This window comes from Pseudomonas sp. NPDC089407, from assembly GCF_044900445.1.
Classification (GTDB): domain Bacteria; phylum Pseudomonadota; class Gammaproteobacteria; order Pseudomonadales; family Pseudomonadaceae; genus Aquipseudomonas.
In genome coordinates this window covers 160,864-178,942 of sequence record NZ_JBJDNB010000009.1, presented here as the reverse complement: position 1 = coordinate 178,942, position 18,079 = coordinate 160,864, and the positions used below count along the sequence as shown (strand labels likewise).

General features: G+C 60.0%; 19 protein-coding genes. 15 read left to right on the top strand and 4 right to left on the bottom strand.

The window, feature by feature from the left end; translation table 11 throughout:
* Positions 1-232: 232 nt before the first annotated feature.
* The 4 genes from ACI2KG_RS09835 to flgA all read right to left on the bottom strand — a co-directional run bounded on the left by ACI2KG_RS09835 (position 233) and on the right by flgA (position 2,803).
* Positions 233-976, bottom strand: coding sequence for a flagellar brake protein (locus tag ACI2KG_RS09835; RefSeq protein WP_404661736.1), 744 nt, complete (start codon positions 974-976; stop codon positions 233-235).
* 79 nt (positions 977-1,055) lie between these two features.
* Positions 1,056-1,523: a flagella synthesis protein FlgN gene (locus ACI2KG_RS09830; protein WP_400613749.1), complete on the bottom strand. Its 468-nt coding sequence runs from the start codon at positions 1,521-1,523 to the stop codon at positions 1,056-1,058.
* 49 nt (positions 1,524-1,572) lie between these two features.
* Positions 1,573-1,887, bottom strand: a complete 315-nt coding sequence (gene flgM, locus ACI2KG_RS09825; protein WP_400613751.1) for a flagellar biosynthesis anti-sigma factor FlgM — start codon at positions 1,885-1,887, stop codon at positions 1,573-1,575.
* A gap of 163 nt (positions 1,888-2,050) precedes the next feature.
* A complete protein-coding gene (gene flgA, locus ACI2KG_RS09820; RefSeq protein WP_404661735.1) occupies positions 2,051-2,803 on the bottom strand; it encodes a flagellar basal body P-ring formation chaperone FlgA in 753 nt (250 codons plus the stop codon).
* A gap of 77 nt (positions 2,804-2,880) precedes the next feature.
* Between flgA and ACI2KG_RS09815 the strand changes: the two genes are divergently transcribed.
* The 15 genes from ACI2KG_RS09815 to ACI2KG_RS09745 all read left to right on the top strand — a co-directional run bounded on the left by ACI2KG_RS09815 (position 2,881) and on the right by ACI2KG_RS09745 (position 18,021).
* The gene (locus ACI2KG_RS09815; protein ID WP_404661734.1) at positions 2,881-3,810 is read left to right on the top strand and encodes a chemotaxis protein CheV; all 930 of its coding nucleotides are present in this window, start codon (positions 2,881-2,883) and stop codon (positions 3,808-3,810) included.
* Between the two features lie 52 nt (positions 3,811-3,862).
* On the top strand, positions 3,863-4,690 hold the full coding sequence (gene cheR / locus ACI2KG_RS09810) for a protein-glutamate O-methyltransferase CheR (protein ID WP_012273532.1): 828 nt from the start codon (positions 3,863-3,865) through the stop codon (positions 4,688-4,690).
* Positions 4,691-5,219: 529 nt separating this feature from the next.
* Positions 5,220-5,630, top strand: a complete 411-nt coding sequence (gene flgB / locus ACI2KG_RS09805; RefSeq protein WP_404661733.1) for a flagellar basal body rod protein FlgB — start codon at positions 5,220-5,222, stop codon at positions 5,628-5,630.
* A 2-nt stretch (positions 5,631-5,632) separates the two neighbouring features.
* Positions 5,633-6,076 carry a flagellar basal body rod protein FlgC gene (gene flgC / locus ACI2KG_RS09800; protein ID WP_404661732.1) on the top strand — a complete coding sequence of 148 codons (444 nt, stop codon included), beginning with the start codon at positions 5,633-5,635 and terminating at the stop codon, positions 6,074-6,076.
* Positions 6,077-6,088: 12 nt separating this feature from the next.
* Positions 6,089-6,784, top strand: coding sequence for a flagellar hook assembly protein FlgD (locus tag ACI2KG_RS09795; protein ID WP_404661731.1), 696 nt, complete (start codon positions 6,089-6,091; stop codon positions 6,782-6,784).
* 27 nt (positions 6,785-6,811) lie between these two features.
* On the top strand, positions 6,812-8,110 hold the full coding sequence (flgE, locus tag ACI2KG_RS09790; RefSeq protein WP_404661730.1) for a flagellar hook protein FlgE: 1,299 nt from the start codon (positions 6,812-6,814) through the stop codon (positions 8,108-8,110).
* Positions 8,110-8,298, top strand: a complete 189-nt coding sequence (locus ACI2KG_RS09785) for a hypothetical protein (protein WP_404661729.1) — start codon at positions 8,110-8,112, stop codon at positions 8,296-8,298. The genes flgE and ACI2KG_RS09785 overlap by 1 nt, the downstream gene beginning before the upstream one ends.
* A 210-nt stretch (positions 8,299-8,508) precedes the next feature.
* Positions 8,509-9,246: a flagellar basal-body rod protein FlgF gene (gene flgF, locus ACI2KG_RS09780; protein ID WP_404661728.1), complete on the top strand. Its 738-nt coding sequence runs from the start codon at positions 8,509-8,511 to the stop codon at positions 9,244-9,246.
* Positions 9,247-9,317: 71 nt separating this feature from the next.
* The gene (gene flgG / locus ACI2KG_RS09775; protein ID WP_404661727.1) at positions 9,318-10,103 is read left to right on the top strand and encodes a flagellar basal-body rod protein FlgG; all 786 of its coding nucleotides are present in this window, start codon (positions 9,318-9,320) and stop codon (positions 10,101-10,103) included.
* 54 nt (positions 10,104-10,157) lie between these two features.
* The gene (flgH, locus tag ACI2KG_RS09770) at positions 10,158-10,853 is read left to right on the top strand and encodes a flagellar basal body L-ring protein FlgH (RefSeq protein WP_404661726.1); all 696 of its coding nucleotides are present in this window, start codon (positions 10,158-10,160) and stop codon (positions 10,851-10,853) included.
* A 12-nt stretch (positions 10,854-10,865) separates the two neighbouring features.
* Positions 10,866-11,975 carry a flagellar basal body P-ring protein FlgI gene (locus ACI2KG_RS09765; RefSeq protein WP_404661725.1) on the top strand — a complete coding sequence of 370 codons (1,110 nt, stop codon included), beginning with the start codon at positions 10,866-10,868 and terminating at the stop codon, positions 11,973-11,975.
* 37 nt (positions 11,976-12,012) lie between these two features.
* Positions 12,013-13,182: a flagellar assembly peptidoglycan hydrolase FlgJ gene (flgJ, locus tag ACI2KG_RS09760; protein ID WP_404661724.1), complete on the top strand. Its 1,170-nt coding sequence runs from the start codon at positions 12,013-12,015 to the stop codon at positions 13,180-13,182.
* A gap of 10 nt (positions 13,183-13,192) precedes the next feature.
* Positions 13,193-15,241, top strand: a complete 2,049-nt coding sequence (gene flgK / locus ACI2KG_RS09755; RefSeq protein ID WP_404661723.1) for a flagellar hook-associated protein FlgK — start codon at positions 13,193-13,195, stop codon at positions 15,239-15,241.
* Positions 15,242-15,252: 11 nt separating this feature from the next.
* Positions 15,253-16,821, top strand: a complete 1,569-nt coding sequence (locus ACI2KG_RS09750) for a flagellar hook-associated protein 3 (protein ID WP_404661722.1) — start codon at positions 15,253-15,255, stop codon at positions 16,819-16,821.
* Between the two features lie 267 nt (positions 16,822-17,088).
* Positions 17,089-18,021: a ketoacyl-ACP synthase III gene (locus ACI2KG_RS09745; RefSeq protein WP_404661721.1), complete on the top strand. Its 933-nt coding sequence runs from the start codon at positions 17,089-17,091 to the stop codon at positions 18,019-18,021.
* Positions 18,022-18,079 lie beyond the last annotated feature (58 nt).

The window sequence follows — 18,079 nt, the reverse complement described above, 5'->3', positions numbered from 1 at the left end:
GACACCGCGTTGCCTGCTTCGCGGGACAAGCCCGCTCCCACAATGGCCATTGTTCTCTGCGAGACAGCGCAGCCCGCAAGGGCTGGGTAATCTCCTACAGGGCACGCGCCGATTTCGAACTCTGTGCAAAAACCTGTAGGAGCGGGTTTACCCGCGAAGAGGCCATCACAGGAGAAACACACATAAAAACGCCACCCAAACAGGTGGCGTTTCTGTTTCTACCAGCCGACGATCAATAGTCGTCCTTGTCGAACCGCCGCGCCTCACGCTGCAGCTGGTACACAAAGCTCTCGATCTTGCGCTGTGCCTGCCCGCTGAGATTGTGGAAGCGCACCCCGGCAAAGGTGGTGTTGATGCGCTCTTCATAGTGCAGGTGGCGCAGCTCGACCATGGTATCGACCAGGCCCAGCGGGTTGCCTGCCTTGAAGCGCTCATACACCTGGCCCAATTGCAGGCGGTCTTCGACATTGCCCTCGAAGCGCAGTTTGCAGCCGGTGGCGGAGATATCCAGCAGCTTGCCACGCAGGGCGCCGTTGCCCTTGAGGTGGGTGCCGTCGAGGATGATGTCGACCAGTTGCGACAGCTTCAGCGCAGCGCGGAAGGCGTTGCGGCGCTGGTGGTAGGTCAGCTCCAGCGGCAGGGCGCCGCTGTAGCAGCGGTGGCCGTTGACTTCGCTGATCTTCAGTTCGTGGTCGCATTCCCAGGCGATGCGCACACCATCGTGGAAGCCTTCGACGCGGAAGTGCTCGCCGTTCTCGATGAACTTCTCGCCGTCACGGGGGATCATCTCGTCCAGGGCCAGGGTGTTGCTTTCACGGTCCACGTGCACCACGTAGCTCTGGAAGCGCTGGCTGCGGTCATTGAAGGTGATGATCAGGGGGTCGTGGCTTTCCTGCAGCTGCCGCAAGTTGGCCGCAATCTCCAAGGGGGTGCTCAGCACCTTTGGCGGTTGCGGGGCATCGGATTCATTGAACACGGCTTATCGTTCTCCAGGCAAAAGCAACACACGCAATTAACGGCATTTTGCCAGTATGTTCCGTGCCTTGACAGAAAAATCAGACTTGGCTGAGGGCCCTTGGTTTGGCCAGCAGTGAGGTGCCGCCACGGCTGTCGTACAGTGACGGCGCATCGCCGCCCTGCAGGATGCGAATCTGGTTGTTGGTGGCATGTTGTTGCACCTGGATGATCCGGCCATTGGTCTGGTTGACCTGCTGGCAGTCGTCCATCAGTTGCGACAGCATGTCGAGCCGCTGCAGTAGCGTGTCGCCATGTGACGATTGCGCGGCCACGGCCTGTACACCACTGCGGTCGGCACTGAGGCCGAGGCTGGCGAGCAACTGGCTGCGGCGCTGGCCATGCTGCTCGAGCAAGATGATCAGCGACTGCTTGCGCGCCAGGATCTGTTCCAGCAGCGGCATGTCGCGGCCATGCAGGGCGATCGCTTCCTGGTGCAGAAGGTCGCGCAGTTCCTGCATCGGGGCAATGTCATCTTCGATCAGTTGCAGCAAGGTGGTGTCGTGCATGGCTAACTCTTGGCTTTTCTAGCGTCCGTGAAGTCAGCGCGCCGTACGGTCAGCGCTGGGCTTCGAAATCGAGCAGTTTGCTGGCGACCCGGCCGGCATCGACCTGATAGCTGCCGTCGGCGATGGCCTGTTTCAACTGGGCCACGCGGGCGCTGTTGACTACAGGCTCGTCGCGCAGCTTGTCGCTGATTTTTTGCAACTGCTGGGCCTCTTGGCTGAGGTGTACCGCTTCTCCGCTGGCGCCGGTGTCTTTCACCGCTTCCTGGCTGGCTGCCGGTTTTTCGGCGCTGCCGGACGCGGTGTTGCCGCGCACGCCGCCCGTGACGGACGGAGAGTTATTCAAACGACTGAAGTCGATGACCATGATCAGAAACCTCTGGGTATTTGGACGCTTGCCTTGTTTTCGGCCAACCCGATAGAAACTTTAGGCACAAATGCACAGCCGCCTGTCAGCAAGCTCGCGAACCCGTGTTCTGACACAGTTTAGAAAAAGCAGTTCCTCCCTGCCAGCGCAATCTGGCAGCGGGTTACATACTGACCTCGACCTGGCCCGGGCCGGTGACCCTGGCCTTGACCACCCGTTTCGAGTTGAGGTTGCGTACCCGTATCTGTTCGCTCAGGCCGCCCTTGCTCAGGGCCTCGCCGGGCATGCGCACACTCAGGCTGCCGCTGCGTGCGACGATCACCACCTGGTCGCCCTTGCGTACTACTTCGGCCTGTTCCAGGTGCTGCGGGGTGAGCACTTGGTCGATCACCGTCGGGCGCAGCATCTTCATGCCCACGGCCTGGTCCATTTCGGTCAGAAAACCCTGGCCCAGGGTGCCGACATCCCGTTCACGCAGGGCCACGTCGCCTTCACCCACGGTGTTGTCACGCTTGAGCGGGCGGGTCACCACCACCACGTCGCGGAACAGCCGCACGGTGGCCGGCACGAACACGGTCCACGGCGCCGCACCATTGCAGCGGACTCTCACCGTTACCCGGCCCAGCGGCTGGGAGGGGCTTTCCAGCGAGGCGTCCAGCTGCTGGCTGCACAACGGCATGCGCAGGCGTGGGTCCAGCGAGTTGACCTGGATTTCATAACGGCCGGCGGTCTGGGTGGTGGCCAGGTAATCTTCGACGGTAAATTCAAGAAACCCTTGGGTGACGCCGATAAGTTGTTCAGGCAAGGTAAACGCGTCCGCTACCGTGCGAGCGCCGGGCGCCAGCAGGCACAGTGCGGCCAGCGAGCCAGTCAGCAGGCGCGTCAATCGTCGGGAAAATGTCGTTTTCGTGTGCATGACCCTCAAAAAAGCAAAGCCCGTGCCGACTCGCTACCTGAGTTGCAACGAAAGGCTGAAATGAAAAGGAGTCTGGCATGGCGGGTGTTATGGATTCGGTCAACCAGCGCACGCAGCTGGTGGGGCAGAATCGCCTGGAGTTGCTGCTGTTCCGCCTCAATGGCGAACAGCTTTACGGCATCAACGTATTCAAGGTCAGGGAAGTGCTGCAATGCCCGGCGCTGACCCTGTTGCCCAAGGCGCACCCGGTGGTGCGTGGGGTGGCCAACATTCGCGGGGCGACCATCCCGATCCTCGACTTGTCGATGGCTACCGGGTTACGACCGCTGCAGGAAGAAACGCGTAAAAGCTTCGTGATCATCACCGAGTACAACACCAAGACCCAGGGCTTCCTGGTGCACTCGGTGGAGCGCATCGTCAACATGAACTGGGAAGAGATCCATCCACCACCCAAGGGCACTGGCCGTGACCATTACCTGACGGCGGTCACCCGGGTGGATAACCGCATGGTCGAGATCATCGACGTGGAGAAAGTGCTGGCCGAAGTGTCGCCGTCGTCCGAGTCGGTGTCGGCCGGGGTGATCGATGCCGAGGTGCAGGACAAGGCCGTGCTGATGCGGGTGCTGACCGTCGACGATTCGTCGGTGGCGCGCAAGCAGGTCAGCCGCTGCCTGCAGACCGTGGGCGTGGAGGTGGTGGCGCTTAACGACGGCCGTCAGGCCCTGAACTACCTGCGTCAGCTGGTGGATGAGGGCAAAAAGCCGGAAGAAGAGTTTTTGATGATGATCTCGGACATTGAAATGCCGGAAATGGACGGCTATACGCTAACGGCGGAGATCCGCAGCGACCCGCGCATGCAAAAACTGCACATCTGCCTGCATACTTCGCTTTCCGGGGTGTTCAACCAGGCAATGGTCAAGAAGGTCGGCGCCGATGACTTCCTGGCCAAGTTCAAACCGGACGACCTGGCCCAGCGGGTGGTCGACCGGATCAAGGCAGCGCATTGAAGCAGCCGGGGGCAAGCCCCCCGGTATCAGTTATTGAAAAGAGGCGGCAGTAGTGTCTACGGGTAATTTGGATTTCGAACAGTTCCGGGTCTTCCTGGAAAAAGCCTGTGGCATCTTGCTGGGCGAGAACAAGCAGTACCTGGTTTCCAGCCGTCTCAACAAGCTGATGGAACAACAGGGCATCAAGAGCCTGGGCGAGCTGGTGCAGCGCATCCAGGCCCAGCCGCGCGGCGGTTTGCGCGAGCAGGTGGTCGATGCCATGACCACCAACGAGACCCTGTGGTTTCGCGACACCTACCCGTTCGAAGTGCTGAAGAACAAGGTCATCCCCGAGTTCATCCGCAACAACCCTGGCCAGCGCCTGCGCATGTGGTCGGCGGCCTGTTCGTCGGGGCAGGAGCCTTACTCCATCTCGATGGCCATCGACGAGTTCGAGCGCAGCAACCTCGGGCAGCTGAAAATGGGCGCGCAGATCGTTGCCACCGACCTGTCCGGCACCATGCTGAACAACTGCAAGACCGGTGAGTATGACAGCCTGGCGATTGCCCGCGGGTTATCGCAGGAGCGCCTGCAGCGCTACTTCGACCCCAAGGGGCCGGGGCGCTGGGCGGTCAAGCCGGCGATTCGCAGCCGCGTCGAGTTTCGCTCGTTCAACCTGCTCGACAGCTACGCCAGCCTGGGCAAGTTCGACATCGTGTTCTGCCGCAACGTGCTGATCTACTTCTCGGCGCAGGTAAAGCGGGACATCCTGCTGCGCATTCACAGCACGCTGAAGCCGGGGGGCTACTTATTCCTTGGCGCCTCGGAGGCGCTGAACGGGTTGCCGGACCATTACCAGATGGTGCAGTGCAGCCCGGGGATCATCTACCAGGCCAAATAGGGTTTGGCTCAAGGGTTGTGTGGCCTGTGAAATCGAGCGCCGCCCGCGCGGCGCTTCGCGGCACAAGGCCGCTCCCGCATCTGTTTCGGGCCAGTTACTCCTGTCACCTGCGCACTCGCACCCTGGGCGCATGGCTGGAAACTGCAGAAAAGCATAGACGATACCTTCAATGTCGAAGGGAACAAACAAGGCGGACAGCGGTGACTTCACAGGAGTGACTGGCCCGAAACAGATGTGGGAGCGGGCTTGCCCCGCGAAGCGCCGCGCGGGCGGCGCTCGATCTCCCAGGCGCAACATCTCTATCGCCAAACCGCCAAACCCTGACGTCAATTTTTTGTTTTGCCGCTTTTGCCACCCGACAATTGCCGCTTTCGCCGCCCAAGGCGGAAGGCCTTTGCCGCTTTTCTGGCATCACCCTGACAGCACTGCACCCCGCAGCCCCGCAATTTCGGGCTTTTCTAGGGTTGGCACAGCCCTTGCTATACCTTGCTCAACGAAATTCCGGTCAACCTCTGAAGGTTTCCCCGACATGAGCATCAGCTTCGACAAGGCGCTTGGTATCCACGAAAAGGCCCTGGGCTTCCGCGCCCAGCGCGCCGAAGTGCTGGCCAACAACATCGCCAACGCCGACACGCCCAACTACAAGGCGCGTGACATGGACTTTTCTTCGGTGCTGGCCGCCGAAGCCAGCAAGCAGCAAAGCGGCCGCTTCGCCATGGACCGTACCAACAGCCGGCACATCGAAGCCGAAGGCCTGGCCGTCGCCGCTGATGACACGCTGAAGTACCGCACGCCGCTGCAGCCTTCGATCGACCAGAACACCGTTGACGCGCAGATCGAGCAATCGAACTACACCGAAAACGCCATTGGCTTCCAGGCCAGCTTCACGTTGCTCAACAGTAAATTCAAAGGGCTGGTTTCCGCCCTGCGGGGAGAATGACCATGTCCCTTTCCAACGTATTCAATATTGCCGGTAGCGGGATGAGCGCACAGAACACGCGCTTGAACACCGTTGCGTCCAACATCGCCAACGCCGATACCGTGTCTTCGAGCATCGATCAGACCTACCGCGCCCGCCACCCGGTGTTCGCCACCGCCTTCCAGAATGCGCAGGCCGGCAGCAGCCAGTCGCTGTTCGAGGACCAGGGCGAAGCAGGGCAAGGCGTGCAGGTAAATGGCATCGTCGAAGATCAGAGCACGCTCGAAGCGCGCTATGAGCCCAGTAACCCTGCGGCCAATAAAGACGGCTACGTGTATTACCCCAATGTGAACGTGGTCGAGGAAATGGCTGACATGATTTCCTCTAGCCGTGCATTCCAGACCAACGCGGAAATCATGAATACCGCTAAAAGCATGATGCAGAAAGTGCTGACGCTGGGGCAGTGAAAGGGATAGCTCATGACAACCACGACTGATACCACCAGTGCCTCTTCGATCTACTCGCAGTATGGACTTAAGACCGATAGCACCAGCACCTCCGATACCAGCAGCACCACACTGGGCAAGGACACATTCCTGCAGTTGCTGGTTACTCAGCTGCAGAACCAGAACCCGCTCGACCCTCAGGATAACTCCGAGTTTGTCGCGCAGCTGGCGCAGTTCAGCAGCCTTGAGTCGATGCAAACGCTCAACGATACCGTTGATACGCTGTCGGGCAACTACACCTCGACTCAAGCGTTGCAGGCCTCATCGCTGGTCGGCCGCACAGTGATCGCCGAAGGTGACAGCGCCACGGTCGAGGCTGGTACCGGTCTCAGCGGCCAGGTTGCTCTCACCTCGTCGACATCCGCCATGACCGTCTCGGTATACGACGCAGATGGCAACATCGTGAAGAACATCGACCTCGGCGAGCAAACTGCCGGCACGGTGAACTTCAGTTGGGATGGCACTGATAACGATGGCCTGGCTGTGGATGCGGGTACCTATACCTTCAAGGCTGAGGCCACCGTTGATGGCGAAGCTGTAGAGCAGGTGACTTATCTGCCATCGGTGGTCAGCAGTGTCACCGTCGGCAGCACGGCAGGGTCGTTCACGCTCAATCTGGCGAATGGCGAGAGCGTTGCGCTTTCGGACGTCAAAACCATCGGATCGTAAGCCGCTCATCGGCACAGGAGTCACGCAATGTCATTCAACGTCGGCCTCAGCGGCCTCAATGCCGCAAGCACCAGTCTCAATGTCACCGGCAACAACATCGCCAACGTCGGCACCACCGGCTTCAAGTCGGCGCGGGCCGAGTTCGGTGATATGTATGCCAACTCACTGTTCCTGGGTAGCGGGCGCTACAAGGTTGGCAGTGGCGTCACTACCCAGGCTATTTCGCAGCAGTTCACCCAGGGTAATGTCACCACCACTGGCGCCAGCATGGACCTTGCCATCAATGGCAACGGCTTCTTCATCACCAGCAACAACGGCTCGACCTCCTACACCCGTGCCGGGGCATTCGGCACCGACAGTTCTGGCAATATCGTGGACGCCAGCGGTAATCGCCTGCAAGGGTACGGTGTCAATGCCAATGGCGACCTGGTGTCCGGTGTGCTGACCGATCTCACCGTCAGCACCGCCGCAGTTTCGCCGAAGGCCACCTCGACCCTGACCGAGACCGTGAACCTCAACTCGTCGGATGCGGTTCCGTCCGAAAGCCCGTTCGATGCGTCCAATTCGAAAAGCTACAACTACACCTTCGCGACCGATGTCTACGACAGCCAGGGTAATAAGCACAGCCTGAGCCAGTACTTCGTTAAGACGGATACCAACGCCTGGTCCATGTATGTGACCGTGGATGGTGTCAATCCGGCCGAGCCTTCTTCTACCGTGCCGTACAGTGCAGACCTATCGTTCAACTCTTCGGGCGCCTTGGTCGGTTCCACTAGTGACGACTTCACCGTCGACAACCTGGGCAAGCTCACCCTGATCGACTGGGTTCCGGCCTCTCAGAATGCTGATGGCGAGATGGTTGCCAATGGTGCTTCGCCGGCTTCCGGGGGCATGCTGCTGGATGTCGTGGCAACCACGCAGTACAACACCACATCGGCACAAACCGCCAAGGTGGTGGATGGTTATGCGCCTGGGAGCCTGTCCTCGCTGTCGATCGATGCTGATGGTTATCTGTTCGGTACGTACAGTAACGGCCAGTCCAAGGTAATCGGCCAGGTGGCGCTGGCGACCTTTGCCAACATGCAGGGTTTGACGCCGGCGGGTGGCACCAACTGGAAAGAGTCCTACGCTTCGGGCGTGCCGGTGGTTGGCGCGCCGAACGCGGGTGTGATGGGTGATATCACGGCTGGCGCCCTGGAAGACTCCAACGTGGACCTGACCTCAGAGCTGGTCAACCTGATCAAGGCGCAGAGCAACTACCAAGCCAACGCTAAGACCATCTCCACCGAAAGCACCCTGATGCAAACCATCCTCCAGATGACCTGATGAGCCGCGCTATTGGACTGGCGTTGGCGCTGCTATGCGGGTTGCCTCTGGGGGGGGCGCTGGCGGCGCCAGCGTCCTGGTACAAGTACCAGAGCATCAGTACCGGTAAGTTCATCTGCACACAGGTCGATCCTGGCAAGCCATTCATCCGTTTTGCCGGGCCCTTCCGCAACGCCGCCTGCCGCTGAGCACCAGGCGGCGTTGTTGCAAGCGTCAACACCTTGCCGCCAACCGGCAAGAGGGTGCCGGATTGCCGGCGCCCAGTCTCTGCTACTGACGGAGCTACAGTGCCGAGCGCCCGTACATTCAGGGGTTTGACGGGGTGTGAGGTTTTGGCCCGAGACTTGCTAAAGCTAAACCATTGTAGTGGCGGCAGTGGTCCGTCAAGGGAGACGCTAGTGGACAAGATGCTGTACGTGGCCATGACGGGTGCCAGCCAGAACGCGCTGGCGCAAAAAGCCCATGCCAACAACCTTGCCAACGTTTCGACCATGGGCTTCCAGCGCGATCTGGAACAGGCACGCTCGATGCCGGTGTTCGGTGAGAGCCTGCCGTCACGCGCCTATGCCATGACCGAACGACCGGCCACCGATTTCGATCATGGCCCGCTGGTGGAGACAGGGCGTGAACTGGATGTCGCTGTCGATGGCGATGGCTGGATCGCAGTCCAGGCGCCAGATGGCAGCGAAGCCTACACCCGCACTGGCAGCCTGAATGTCGATGCGCTCGGTGTGTTGCGCACCGGCAGTGGCCTGGCGGTGCTGGGCAACGGTGGCCCGATCGCCATTCCGCCTGAGGAAAAAGTCGAAATTGGCCAGGACGGCACCATCAGCATTCGCTCCCAGGGCGAAAGCCCTGCGGTAATGGCGGAAGTGGACCGGATCAAACTTGTCAAGCCGGACCTTGCCTCGTTGACCAAGGGCACGGATGGCTTGATCCACACGCGCAACGGCCAGCCAGCCGCGGCGGATGCCACGGTGAAGATGGTTTCGGGCTTCCAGGAAGGCAGCAACGTCAATGCCGTTGACGAAATGACCTCCATCATGGCGCTGTCCCGGCAGTTCGAGCTGCAGGTCAAGATGATGACCGCAGCGAAGGAAAACGACGAATCCATGGCGCGCGTCCTGCAGATGTGAGCCAGGCGACTCCGATCAAACACCCTGTTCGACACTGACAGCCGCAGGGCTGTCGCGTAAGGAGAATTCAGATGCTTCCGGCTCTTTGGGTCAGTAAGACCGGCCTGGCCGCTCAGGACATGAACCTGACGACCATTTCCAACAACCTGGCGAACGTCTCCACCACCGGCTTCAAGAAAGACCGTGCGGAGTTCCAGGACCTGCTCTACCAGATCAAGCGCCAGCCGGGTGCGCAGTCCACTCAGGACAGCGAACTGCCAAGCGGCTTGCAGTTGGGCACCGGTGTGCGCATCGTCGGCACGCAAAAGAACTTCACCGCTGGCAGCTTGCAGACCACTGACCAGCCGCTGGACATGGCCATCAACGGTCGCGGTTTTTTCCAGGTCATCCAGCCTGACGGCACCATTTCGTACACCCGTGACGGCACATTCCACCTGGACTCCAACGGCCAGATGGTCACCGCCAATGGCTTGGCGCTGGAGCCTGCTATTGTAGTGCCCGCAGACGCGCAAACCTTTACCGTAGGTACCGACGGTACCGTTTCGATCACCACCGCCGGCAGCGCGGCAGCGCAGGTGATCGGCAACTTGCAGACCGCTGACTTCATCAACCCGGCTGGCTTGCAGGCCATTGGCAACAACCTGTTCCTGGAAACCGCTTCGAGCGGTGCGCCCAACGTCAGCACGCCAGGCCTGAACGGCTTTGGCACGACGCTGCAGAACACCCTGGAAAACTCCAACGTCAGCACGGTCGAGGAACTGGTCAACATGATCACCACCCAGCGTGCCTACGAGATGAACTCCAAGGTGATCTCGACCGCCGACCAGATGCTGTCGTTCGTTACGCAGAACCTCTGATCATTTGAATCATTCAGTACCCTGAAGTAGCTGTAGCACCGTGAGGTCGTTGTCATGAACCGTTTGTCTGTCCTTTTCGCCGTGGCGGGTGCTTGTGTGTTGGCGGGTTGCATGGCGCCGCCGGCCAAGCCCAACGATCCTTACTACGCCCCGGTGCTACCGCGCACGCCACTGCCGGCGGCGGCGAACAATGGCTCGATCTATCAGGCCGGCTTCGACCAGAACCTGTACAGCGACCGCAAGGCGTTTCGTGTCGGTGACATCATCACCATCACCCTGAACGAGAAAATGGCGGCCAGTAAAAGCGCCAATTCCTCGGTGGGCAAGGACAGCAACACCAGCCTGGGCCTGAGCTCGCTGTTTGGTGGGGGCGTATCGACCAACAGCCCGTTTGGCAGCGGCTCGCTCAGCCTTGATGCGTCCTACAGCGGCACCCGTGACACCAAAGGTGATGCCAAGGCGGCGCAGGGCAACAGCCTGACCGGTTCCATTACCGTCACCGTGGCCGACGTGCTGCCCAACGGTATTCTCTCGGTACGCGGGGAAAAATGGATGACCCTCAACACCGGTGAGGAGCTGGTGCGTATCGCGGGCTTGATCAGGGCCGATGACATCGCAACGGACAACACAGTGTCCTCTACTCGTGTGGCTGATGCGCGCATCACGTATTCAGGGACCGGTTCGTTTGCCGATGCCAGCCAGCCGGGTTGGCTCGACCGGTTCTTCCTGAGCCCGTATTGGCCTTTCTGAGTGCGTATCGCCATGCTCAAATACAAACACATGCTGGCCTTTTGCGCGGTGATGCTGTGCACCTTCGGCGCACAGGCCGAGCGCCTGAAGGATATAGCCAGTATTTCCGGCGTGCGTAGCAACCAACTGATCGGCTATGGCCTGGTAGTCGGCCTCAATGGCACGGGTGACCAGACCACCCAGACGCCGTTCACGCTGCAAACCTTCAACAACATGCTGGCGCAGTTCGGCATCAAGGTGCCGAGCGGTTCCGGTACCGTGCAGCTCAAGAACGTTGCGGCTGTGTCGATCCATGCCGACCTGCCGCCGTTCGCCAAGCCGGGGCAGGTGGTGGATATCACGGTGTCCTCCATTGGTAACTCCAAGAGCCTGCGTGGCGGCAGCCTGTTGATGACTCCGCTCAAAGGTATCGACGGCAACGTCTACGCCATCGCGCAAGGTAACTTGGTGGTTGGCGGTTTCGATGCCGAGGGGCGCGACGGCTCCAAGATAACCGTCAACGTGCCGTCTGCTGGCCGTATTCCGGGTGGCGCAACCGTAGAGCGTGCCGTGCCGAGCGGTTTCAACCAGGGCAACAGCCTTACGCTGAACCTGAACAGGCCGGACTTCACCACGGCCAAGCGTATCGTCGACAAGGTCAATGACTTGCTGGGGCCTGGAGTTGCGCAGGCGGTGGATGGCGGCTCTGTGCGTGTCAGTGCGCCTATGGACCCAAGCCAGCGTGTCGACTACCTGTCGATTCTGGAGAACCTGGAAATCGACCCGGGCCAGGCCGTGGCCAAGGTCATCATCAACTCGCGCACCGGCACCATCGTCATTGGCCAGAACGTGAAGGTTTCACCGGCTGCGGTCACGCATGGCAGTTTGACCGTCACCATTACCGAAGACCCGATCGTCAGCCAGCCGGGGGCGTTCTCCAACGGCCAAACCGCCGTGGTGCCGCGTTCGCGCGTGAATGCCGAGCAGGAAGCCAAGCCGATGTTCAAGTTCGGCCCCGGTACCACCCTGGATGAGATCGTCCGGGCAGTGAACCAGGTTGGGGCTGCGCCTGGCGACCTGATGGCCATTCTCGAAGCCCTTAAGCAGGCCGGCGCTTTGCAGGCCGACCTTATTGTGATCTGAGGCCCGGTGACATGGATCAGTACTGGAGCGCTTGCTCATGAAAACCGTGGACACCGGCGCTTACACCGACCTCAACCGGCTCAACGCCTTGAAAGTGGGTGATCGCGACAGCGAAGCCAACCTGCGCAAGGTTGCGCAGGAGTTCGAGTCGTTGTTCGTCAGTGAGATGCTCAAGTCCATGCGTGCTGCCAACAACGTGCTGGCCAAGGACAACCCGCTCAACACCGAGACCACCAAGCAGTACCAGGAAATGTACGACCAGCAGTTGTCGGTTAGTTTGTCTCGGCAGGGTGGGGGTATCGGCCTGCAGGATGTGCTGATGCGCCAATTGTCCAAAGGCACATCGGCGCGGCCTGGCGCCAACCCGTTCAATCGCCCGGCCGATGGCGGTCATGCCCTTGGTGCGGTGCGTGATACGGCCGTGGAAGGGCAGCCCTCGGCTGAGTCGCGCAGCGACGTGGCCATGCTTAACCAGCGACGTCTTGCGCTGCCGGGCAAACTCGCTGACCGTCTGCTGGCCGGGATCGTGCCGGGGGCTGGAGCCAGTGCGCCGGCCAGTAGCCTGCGGCGCGGCGGCGGTGCTGCCACAACCGCAGTGGGGGCCGATGGCGAGTACGGTGACTGGACCCGCTCGCCGGCCTTTGCAGAACTTATGGCCGGCGGTCAGCGCAGTACCGTGCAGGTGCCGCTGGCGCCGGGCAAAAGCGCGTTCGCCAACGCTGACGAGTTTGTCGCCACCTTGCTGCCCATGGCCCAGGAGGCCGCGCAGCGCATTGGCGTCGACCCCAAGATGCTGGTGGCCCAGGCCGCCCTGGAGACCGGCTGGGGCAAGTCGATCTTGCGCCAGGGCAATGGCAGCAGCAGCTACAACCTGTTCAACATCAAGGCCACGGGTATCTGGCAGGGCGACCAGGCGAGGGCGGTCACCAGCGAGTTTCGCGATGGCCAGATGGTCAAGGAGTCAGCGGCATTCCGTGCCTATGGGTCCTTTAGCGAAAGTTTCCATGACCTGGCCAGCTTGTTGCTGAACAATGAGCGCTATCAAGAAGTGGTGAAGTCCGCCGATAACCCGGAACAGTTTGCCAATGAGTTGCAAAAGGCTGGCTATGCCACCGACCCGAACTATGCGCGGAAGATTTCCGCCATCGCCCGGCAGCTAGACAAGTACCAGCAATTTGCAGCCAACGGCAACCAAACGACTCTATAAGGCTTGAAGTATGTCGAATCTGATCTCTATCGGGCTTTCCGGCTTGTCGGTCAGCCAAAGTGCATTGGCGACTACCGGTAACAACATCACCAACGTTGCGACGTCGGGTTATTCGCGCCAGCAAACGGTGAATTCGGCAGGGGCCTTGCAGAGCATTGGCGGCGCCGGTTATGTCGGTAGCGGCACCACGCTGTCGGAAGTGCGCCGCATCTACAGCGAGTTCCTGCAACGCCAAGTCAACTCCAGCACTTCGCTCAGTTCGGAGGCCAGTACCTACGCCTCGCAGGTTTCGTCGCTGGACTCCTTGCTTTCGGATAGCACCACCGGCATCACCAGTGTGCTCTCGTCCTTCTTCAGTGCCTTGCAAACTGCGTCGTCAGCGCCAAGCGACACGGCATCGCGCCAGTTGTTGATGACGTCGGCACAGACCCTGAGCAATCGATTCAATTCGATCGCTTCGCAGATGACGCAGCAGAACAGCAGCAATAACGGCCAGTTGGCCACGTTGACGGGACAGGTGAACTCCATCACCTCGTCGATTGCAAAACTCAACCAGCAGATCGTTGCGCTCTCGGCCAATGGTACGCAGCCGAATAGCTTGTTGGATGCGCGTGATGAGGCCGTCCGCCAGCTGAACGAACTGGTTGGCGTGACCGTGCAAGAGACCAATGGCAGCTATGACGTTTTCCTGGGTACTGGCCAGGCGTTGGTGACGGGCAATACCTCCAATGCCCTATCCGCGCAGGCGAGCGCATCCGACCCCACCCAGTACAGCCTTGTCATTCACTATCAGAACTACAGCACAGACGTGACCTCGGTTGCCAGCGGGGGGGAGATTGGCGGCCTGCTGCGGTACCGCGAGGACGTGCTCAATCCTGCGCTCAACGAACTGGGCCGCATGGCCATTGTGGTCAGTGACACCGTCAACAGCCAGTTGGGCCAGGGGCTGGACCTGAATGGCGACTTTGGCTCGATGCTGTTTTCCAGCACCAACAGCGCTGCCGCAATCAGCCAGCGTAGCCTGGCTTCGGCCGGCAACAGCGCAGGCTCTGGCAACCTGGACGTCACCATCAAGGACTCCAGTGCGCTGACGGCGTACAACTACGAGGTGAAGTTCACCAGCGACACGGACTACACGGTGACGCGCTCGGACGGTACCAAGATGGGGTCGTTCAGCCTTGATGACGACCCGGCGCCGGTTATCGATGGTTTCAGCCTGGCACTCAATGGTGGCGGCTTGGCGAAGGGTGACGGCTTCAAGGTCATTCCCACCAAGACCGGTGCCATCAATATTGCCACGGTCATGACGGACTACAACAAGCTGGCCTTTGCCGGCGCGCTGAGCGGCGTGGCTGGCTCGAGCAACAGCGGCACCGGAACGTTTAGCCTGCCGACCCTGACCAGCGAGCTGGATATCTACGGTGGCACCGAGCTGGCGCAGCAGCAAAGCGGTATCGAAAATGCCAGCCCCGTGAAGCTGGTGTTCGGCAACGCCAACTCCGGCACCCAAGGCTATACCCTCTATAACGCCCAGGGTGTAAGTATTGGCAGCGGCACCATCGTGCCGAACCAAGACAACACCCTCAGTGTCACCGTGCCAATGCTCGATGATGACGGTAACGCCATGACCGATGCCGACGGCAACGTCATGACGTACAGCTTCGAAATGACGGTGAGCGGGTCGCCTGCGGCCAATGATACCTACAGCGTGTCCTTCAACAGTTCCGGTGCCACGGACAACCGCAACGCTCAGAGCGTGCTGGCGCTGCAAACCTCCAACACCGTGGGGGTCAGCGGCACGAACGCCGGCATGAGTATCACCAGTGTCTATGCAACGCTGGTCGAGGGTGTCGGTGCGTTGTCCAGCCAGGCATCGATCGATTCCACGGCAACCGCTGCGGTACTGACTTCTGCCACTGACAGCCGCGATTCGTTATCCGGCGTGAGCCTGGATGAAGAAGCCGCCGGCTTGGTCAAATTCCAGCAGTACTACACCGCCTCGTCGCAGATCATCAAAGCGGCACAGCAAATTTTCCAAACACTGATCAGCAGTCTGTAAGGAGGGCGATCATGCGTATTTCTACTGGCCAGTACTTTGCCAACAGCACGACCAGCTACTCCAAGGCGTTTGCCTCGGTCACCAAGACCCAGGAGCAGATTTCGTCGGGGACGCGTATCCAGACCGCAGCGGACGACCCCGTCGGCGCTGCCAAGCTGCTCAAGCTGCAGCAGCAGAGCGCCAAGCTCGATCAGTACAGTGGCAACATCACCACCATCAACAATGCGTTGAACAACGAAGAGTCGATCCTGAGCAGTGTTACCGACTCGCTTCAGCGCGCGCGTGAGCTGGCGCTGCGTGCAGGCAGTGGTGGGCTGTCCGATGAAGACAGGGCGTCCATCGCTGGCGAGATTGGCCAGATCGAAGAGACGGTCTTCAGCTTGCTCAACAGCAAGGACTCCAACGGCAACTACATCTTTGCCGGCTCCAAGAGCACCACCCATCCCTATGTGCGCAACAGCGACGGCACCTATACCTATCAGGGGGACCAGACGCAGCTGAGCCTGCAGGTGTCCGATACCCTGAGCATTGCCACCAATGACACCGGCTACAGCATCTTCGAGCAGGCGGCCAACGTTTCCCGCACTCAGACGGTACAAGCCACGCCCGCTACAGACAGCGGCTTGCTCACGCTGTCTGCAGGTACTCTGACGTCGGTGCGCAGTTACAACAGCACCTTTACATCGGGTGAGCCTTACAAGGTCTCGTTCACCAGTAGTACCGAATTCACCGTGACTGATGCATCAGGTAAAGATGTCACCTCCGAAACCAGTACTGGCGGCATCATCGACCCGAACGACGAGGCGGGTACGACGTTCAGCTTCCGTGGCGTGGAGTACGCGGTCAACGTGACGCTGGATGAAGATCAGGCGGCAGATGCCGATAACCTGGTCAGCCAGTACAGCTTCAATTTGTCCAGTGTTCCGGACAGCATCACGTCCACGCGCTTGCCGAGCAACACCTCGACCGCGCAAGTTACCAGTGGCAGCGTTACCGATGCCCAGGCCTACGCGGCGGGTTTCCCTGGCGGTGGGGCGGTAATCAAGTTCACCAGTGCTACGGCCTATGAGGTCTATGCTGCACCGCTCAGCGAGTCTAGCAAGGCCATCGGCAACGGCACGCTAACCGGCTCCTCGGTTACCGTCGCTGGGGTTACGTTGAATGTTGCGGGTACGCCGGCGACTGGCGACCAGTTCACCGTTTCGGCTGATTCGCACGAAAACCAGAACGTTCTCAATACCCTCAACACATTGAAGACTGTGCTGAACGTACCCACGTCCGACGGCGCTACGTCGGTGTCTATCACCAATGCGGTGGCGTCTGCGATCGGCAACCTGGACTCGGCAAGCGATCAGATCGACATCGTCCGTGGCTCGATCGGTGCGCGTGGCAATGCCCTGGAGATTCAGTCGACTGAAAACTCCAGCCTGGGCCTCGTGAACGCCGCAACCCAATCCACTATCGCAGACACCGACATGGCAGAAGCCAGCGTCCAGCTGACGTTGCAGCAAACCATGCTGCAAGCTGCCCAGCTGGCGTTCTCACGCATCTCGCAACTAAGCCTGTTCGACAAGCTCTGACCATCGAGGCCGAACCGGGTCGCTGCCTTTTTAATTTAAAAGCAGCGCTCGATTCGGCTTTTTTGTATCTTAGTGTTCGGATGTGACGTCCCATTTTCAGTTGTGACCCATGGGTCAAAACGCGCATCTCCACTGTATTGTGCAGGCTGGCTCAGGCTGCGGGTGTATTGTGGCTTGTGCCAACCCCGGTTAATGTGGCCAGTTTTTCAGGCACCCCTCGATTCAGGCGAGCGGTGATCATCAGCTATTCAGTATTGGGAAGCCAGAATGATTGGCATTAAAAGCATCGCGAGCTACGTGCCCTCGGCCGGCCTTGATAATTACGCCCAAGGCGCAAAATTCGGCAAGGATGATGCCTTCATCCTGGGCAAGATCGGCTCGGCTTTCCTGCCGCGCAAGGATGATGACCAGGAAACCTCCGACCTGTGTGTCGAGGCCGTCAAAAACCTGTTCGCCAATAACCCGCAGTTGAACCCGGATTCTATCGATGCGCTTATCGTCGTTACCCAGAACGGTGATGAAGAAGGGCTGCCACACACCTCTGCGATTGTGCAAAGCAAGCTTGGCCTGCCGACTACCATTGCGGCGTTCGACATTTCCCTGGGTTGTTCGGGCTATGTCTATGGCCTGTATGCGATGAAGGGCTTCATGGAGGCGGCGGGGCTGAAGAACGGCTTGTTGATTACTGCTGACCCGTATTCGAAGATTGTCGACCCTGAAGACCGCAACACCACCATGCTATTTGGTGATGCCGCCACAGCCACCTGGATGGGTGAAGACCCGTCCTGGGTGCTCGGTAAGTCGAAGTTCGGCACGGATGGCTCCGGGGCGCCGCACCTCAAAGTCTCCGATGGCACCTTCTTCATGAACGGCCGCCAGGTGTTCAACTTCGCCTTGCTCAAGGTCCCGGCGCATTTGCAGGAACTGCTGGCAGACTCGAACCTGCAGCCCGGCGATATCGATGCCTTCTGCATCCATCAGGGCAGTGCGGCTATTGTCGATGCCGTGGCGCGGCGCTTCGACGAAGAGCAGCCAGAAAAATTCGTCAAGGATATGGTCGAGACGGGGAATACCGTGTCGTCCAGCATTGCCTTGCTGCTGGAGAAGCACATGTTCGACTCGAGCTGGAATCGCGTGGCGATCAGCGGGTTTGGCGTGGGGTTGTCGTGGGGTTCGGCGATTATCGAGCGGCGTGGCTGATCGGCATTCATCATGAAAAAAACCCGCTCGTAGAAGCGGGTTTTTTGTTAGTGAGCTA

Bases quoted from the DNA above. Each gene is read 5' to 3' on its own strand.
- flgC (WP_404661732.1), top strand. From the start codon at position 5,633: ATGTCCCTTTCCAACGTATTCAATATTGCCGGTAGCGGGATGAGCGCA.
- ACI2KG_RS09750 (WP_404661722.1), top strand. From the start codon at position 15,253: ATGCGTATTTCTACTGGCCAGTACTTTGCCAACAGCACGACCAGCTAC.
- flgJ (WP_404661724.1), top strand. From the start codon at position 12,013: ATGAAAACCGTGGACACCGGCGCTTACACCGACCTCAACCGGCTCAAC.
- flgH (WP_404661726.1), top strand. From the start codon at position 10,158: ATGAACCGTTTGTCTGTCCTTTTCGCCGTGGCGGGTGCTTGTGTGTTG.
- flgA (WP_404661735.1), bottom strand. From the start codon at position 2,803: ATGCACACGAAAACGACATTTTCCCGACGATTGACGCGCCTGCTGACT.
- flgG (WP_404661727.1), top strand. From the start codon at position 9,318: ATGCTTCCGGCTCTTTGGGTCAGTAAGACCGGCCTGGCCGCTCAGGAC.
- ACI2KG_RS09785 (WP_404661729.1), top strand. From the start codon at position 8,110: ATGAGCCGCGCTATTGGACTGGCGTTGGCGCTGCTATGCGGGTTGCCT.
- ACI2KG_RS09745 (WP_404661721.1), top strand. From the start codon at position 17,089: ATGATTGGCATTAAAAGCATCGCGAGCTACGTGCCCTCGGCCGGCCTT.
- flgB (WP_404661733.1), top strand. From the start codon at position 5,220: ATGAGCATCAGCTTCGACAAGGCGCTTGGTATCCACGAAAAGGCCCTG.
- ACI2KG_RS09830 (WP_400613749.1), bottom strand. From the start codon at position 1,523: ATGCACGACACCACCTTGCTGCAACTGATCGAAGATGACATTGCCCCG.
- flgK (WP_404661723.1), top strand. From the start codon at position 13,193: ATGTCGAATCTGATCTCTATCGGGCTTTCCGGCTTGTCGGTCAGCCAA.
- flgE (WP_404661730.1), top strand. From the start codon at position 6,812: ATGTCATTCAACGTCGGCCTCAGCGGCCTCAATGCCGCAAGCACCAGT.
- ACI2KG_RS09795 (WP_404661731.1), top strand. From the start codon at position 6,089: ATGACAACCACGACTGATACCACCAGTGCCTCTTCGATCTACTCGCAG.
- ACI2KG_RS09765 (WP_404661725.1), top strand. From the start codon at position 10,866: ATGCTCAAATACAAACACATGCTGGCCTTTTGCGCGGTGATGCTGTGC.
- ACI2KG_RS09815 (WP_404661734.1), top strand. From the start codon at position 2,881: ATGGCGGGTGTTATGGATTCGGTCAACCAGCGCACGCAGCTGGTGGGG.
- flgM (WP_400613751.1), bottom strand. From the start codon at position 1,887: ATGGTCATCGACTTCAGTCGTTTGAATAACTCTCCGTCCGTCACGGGC.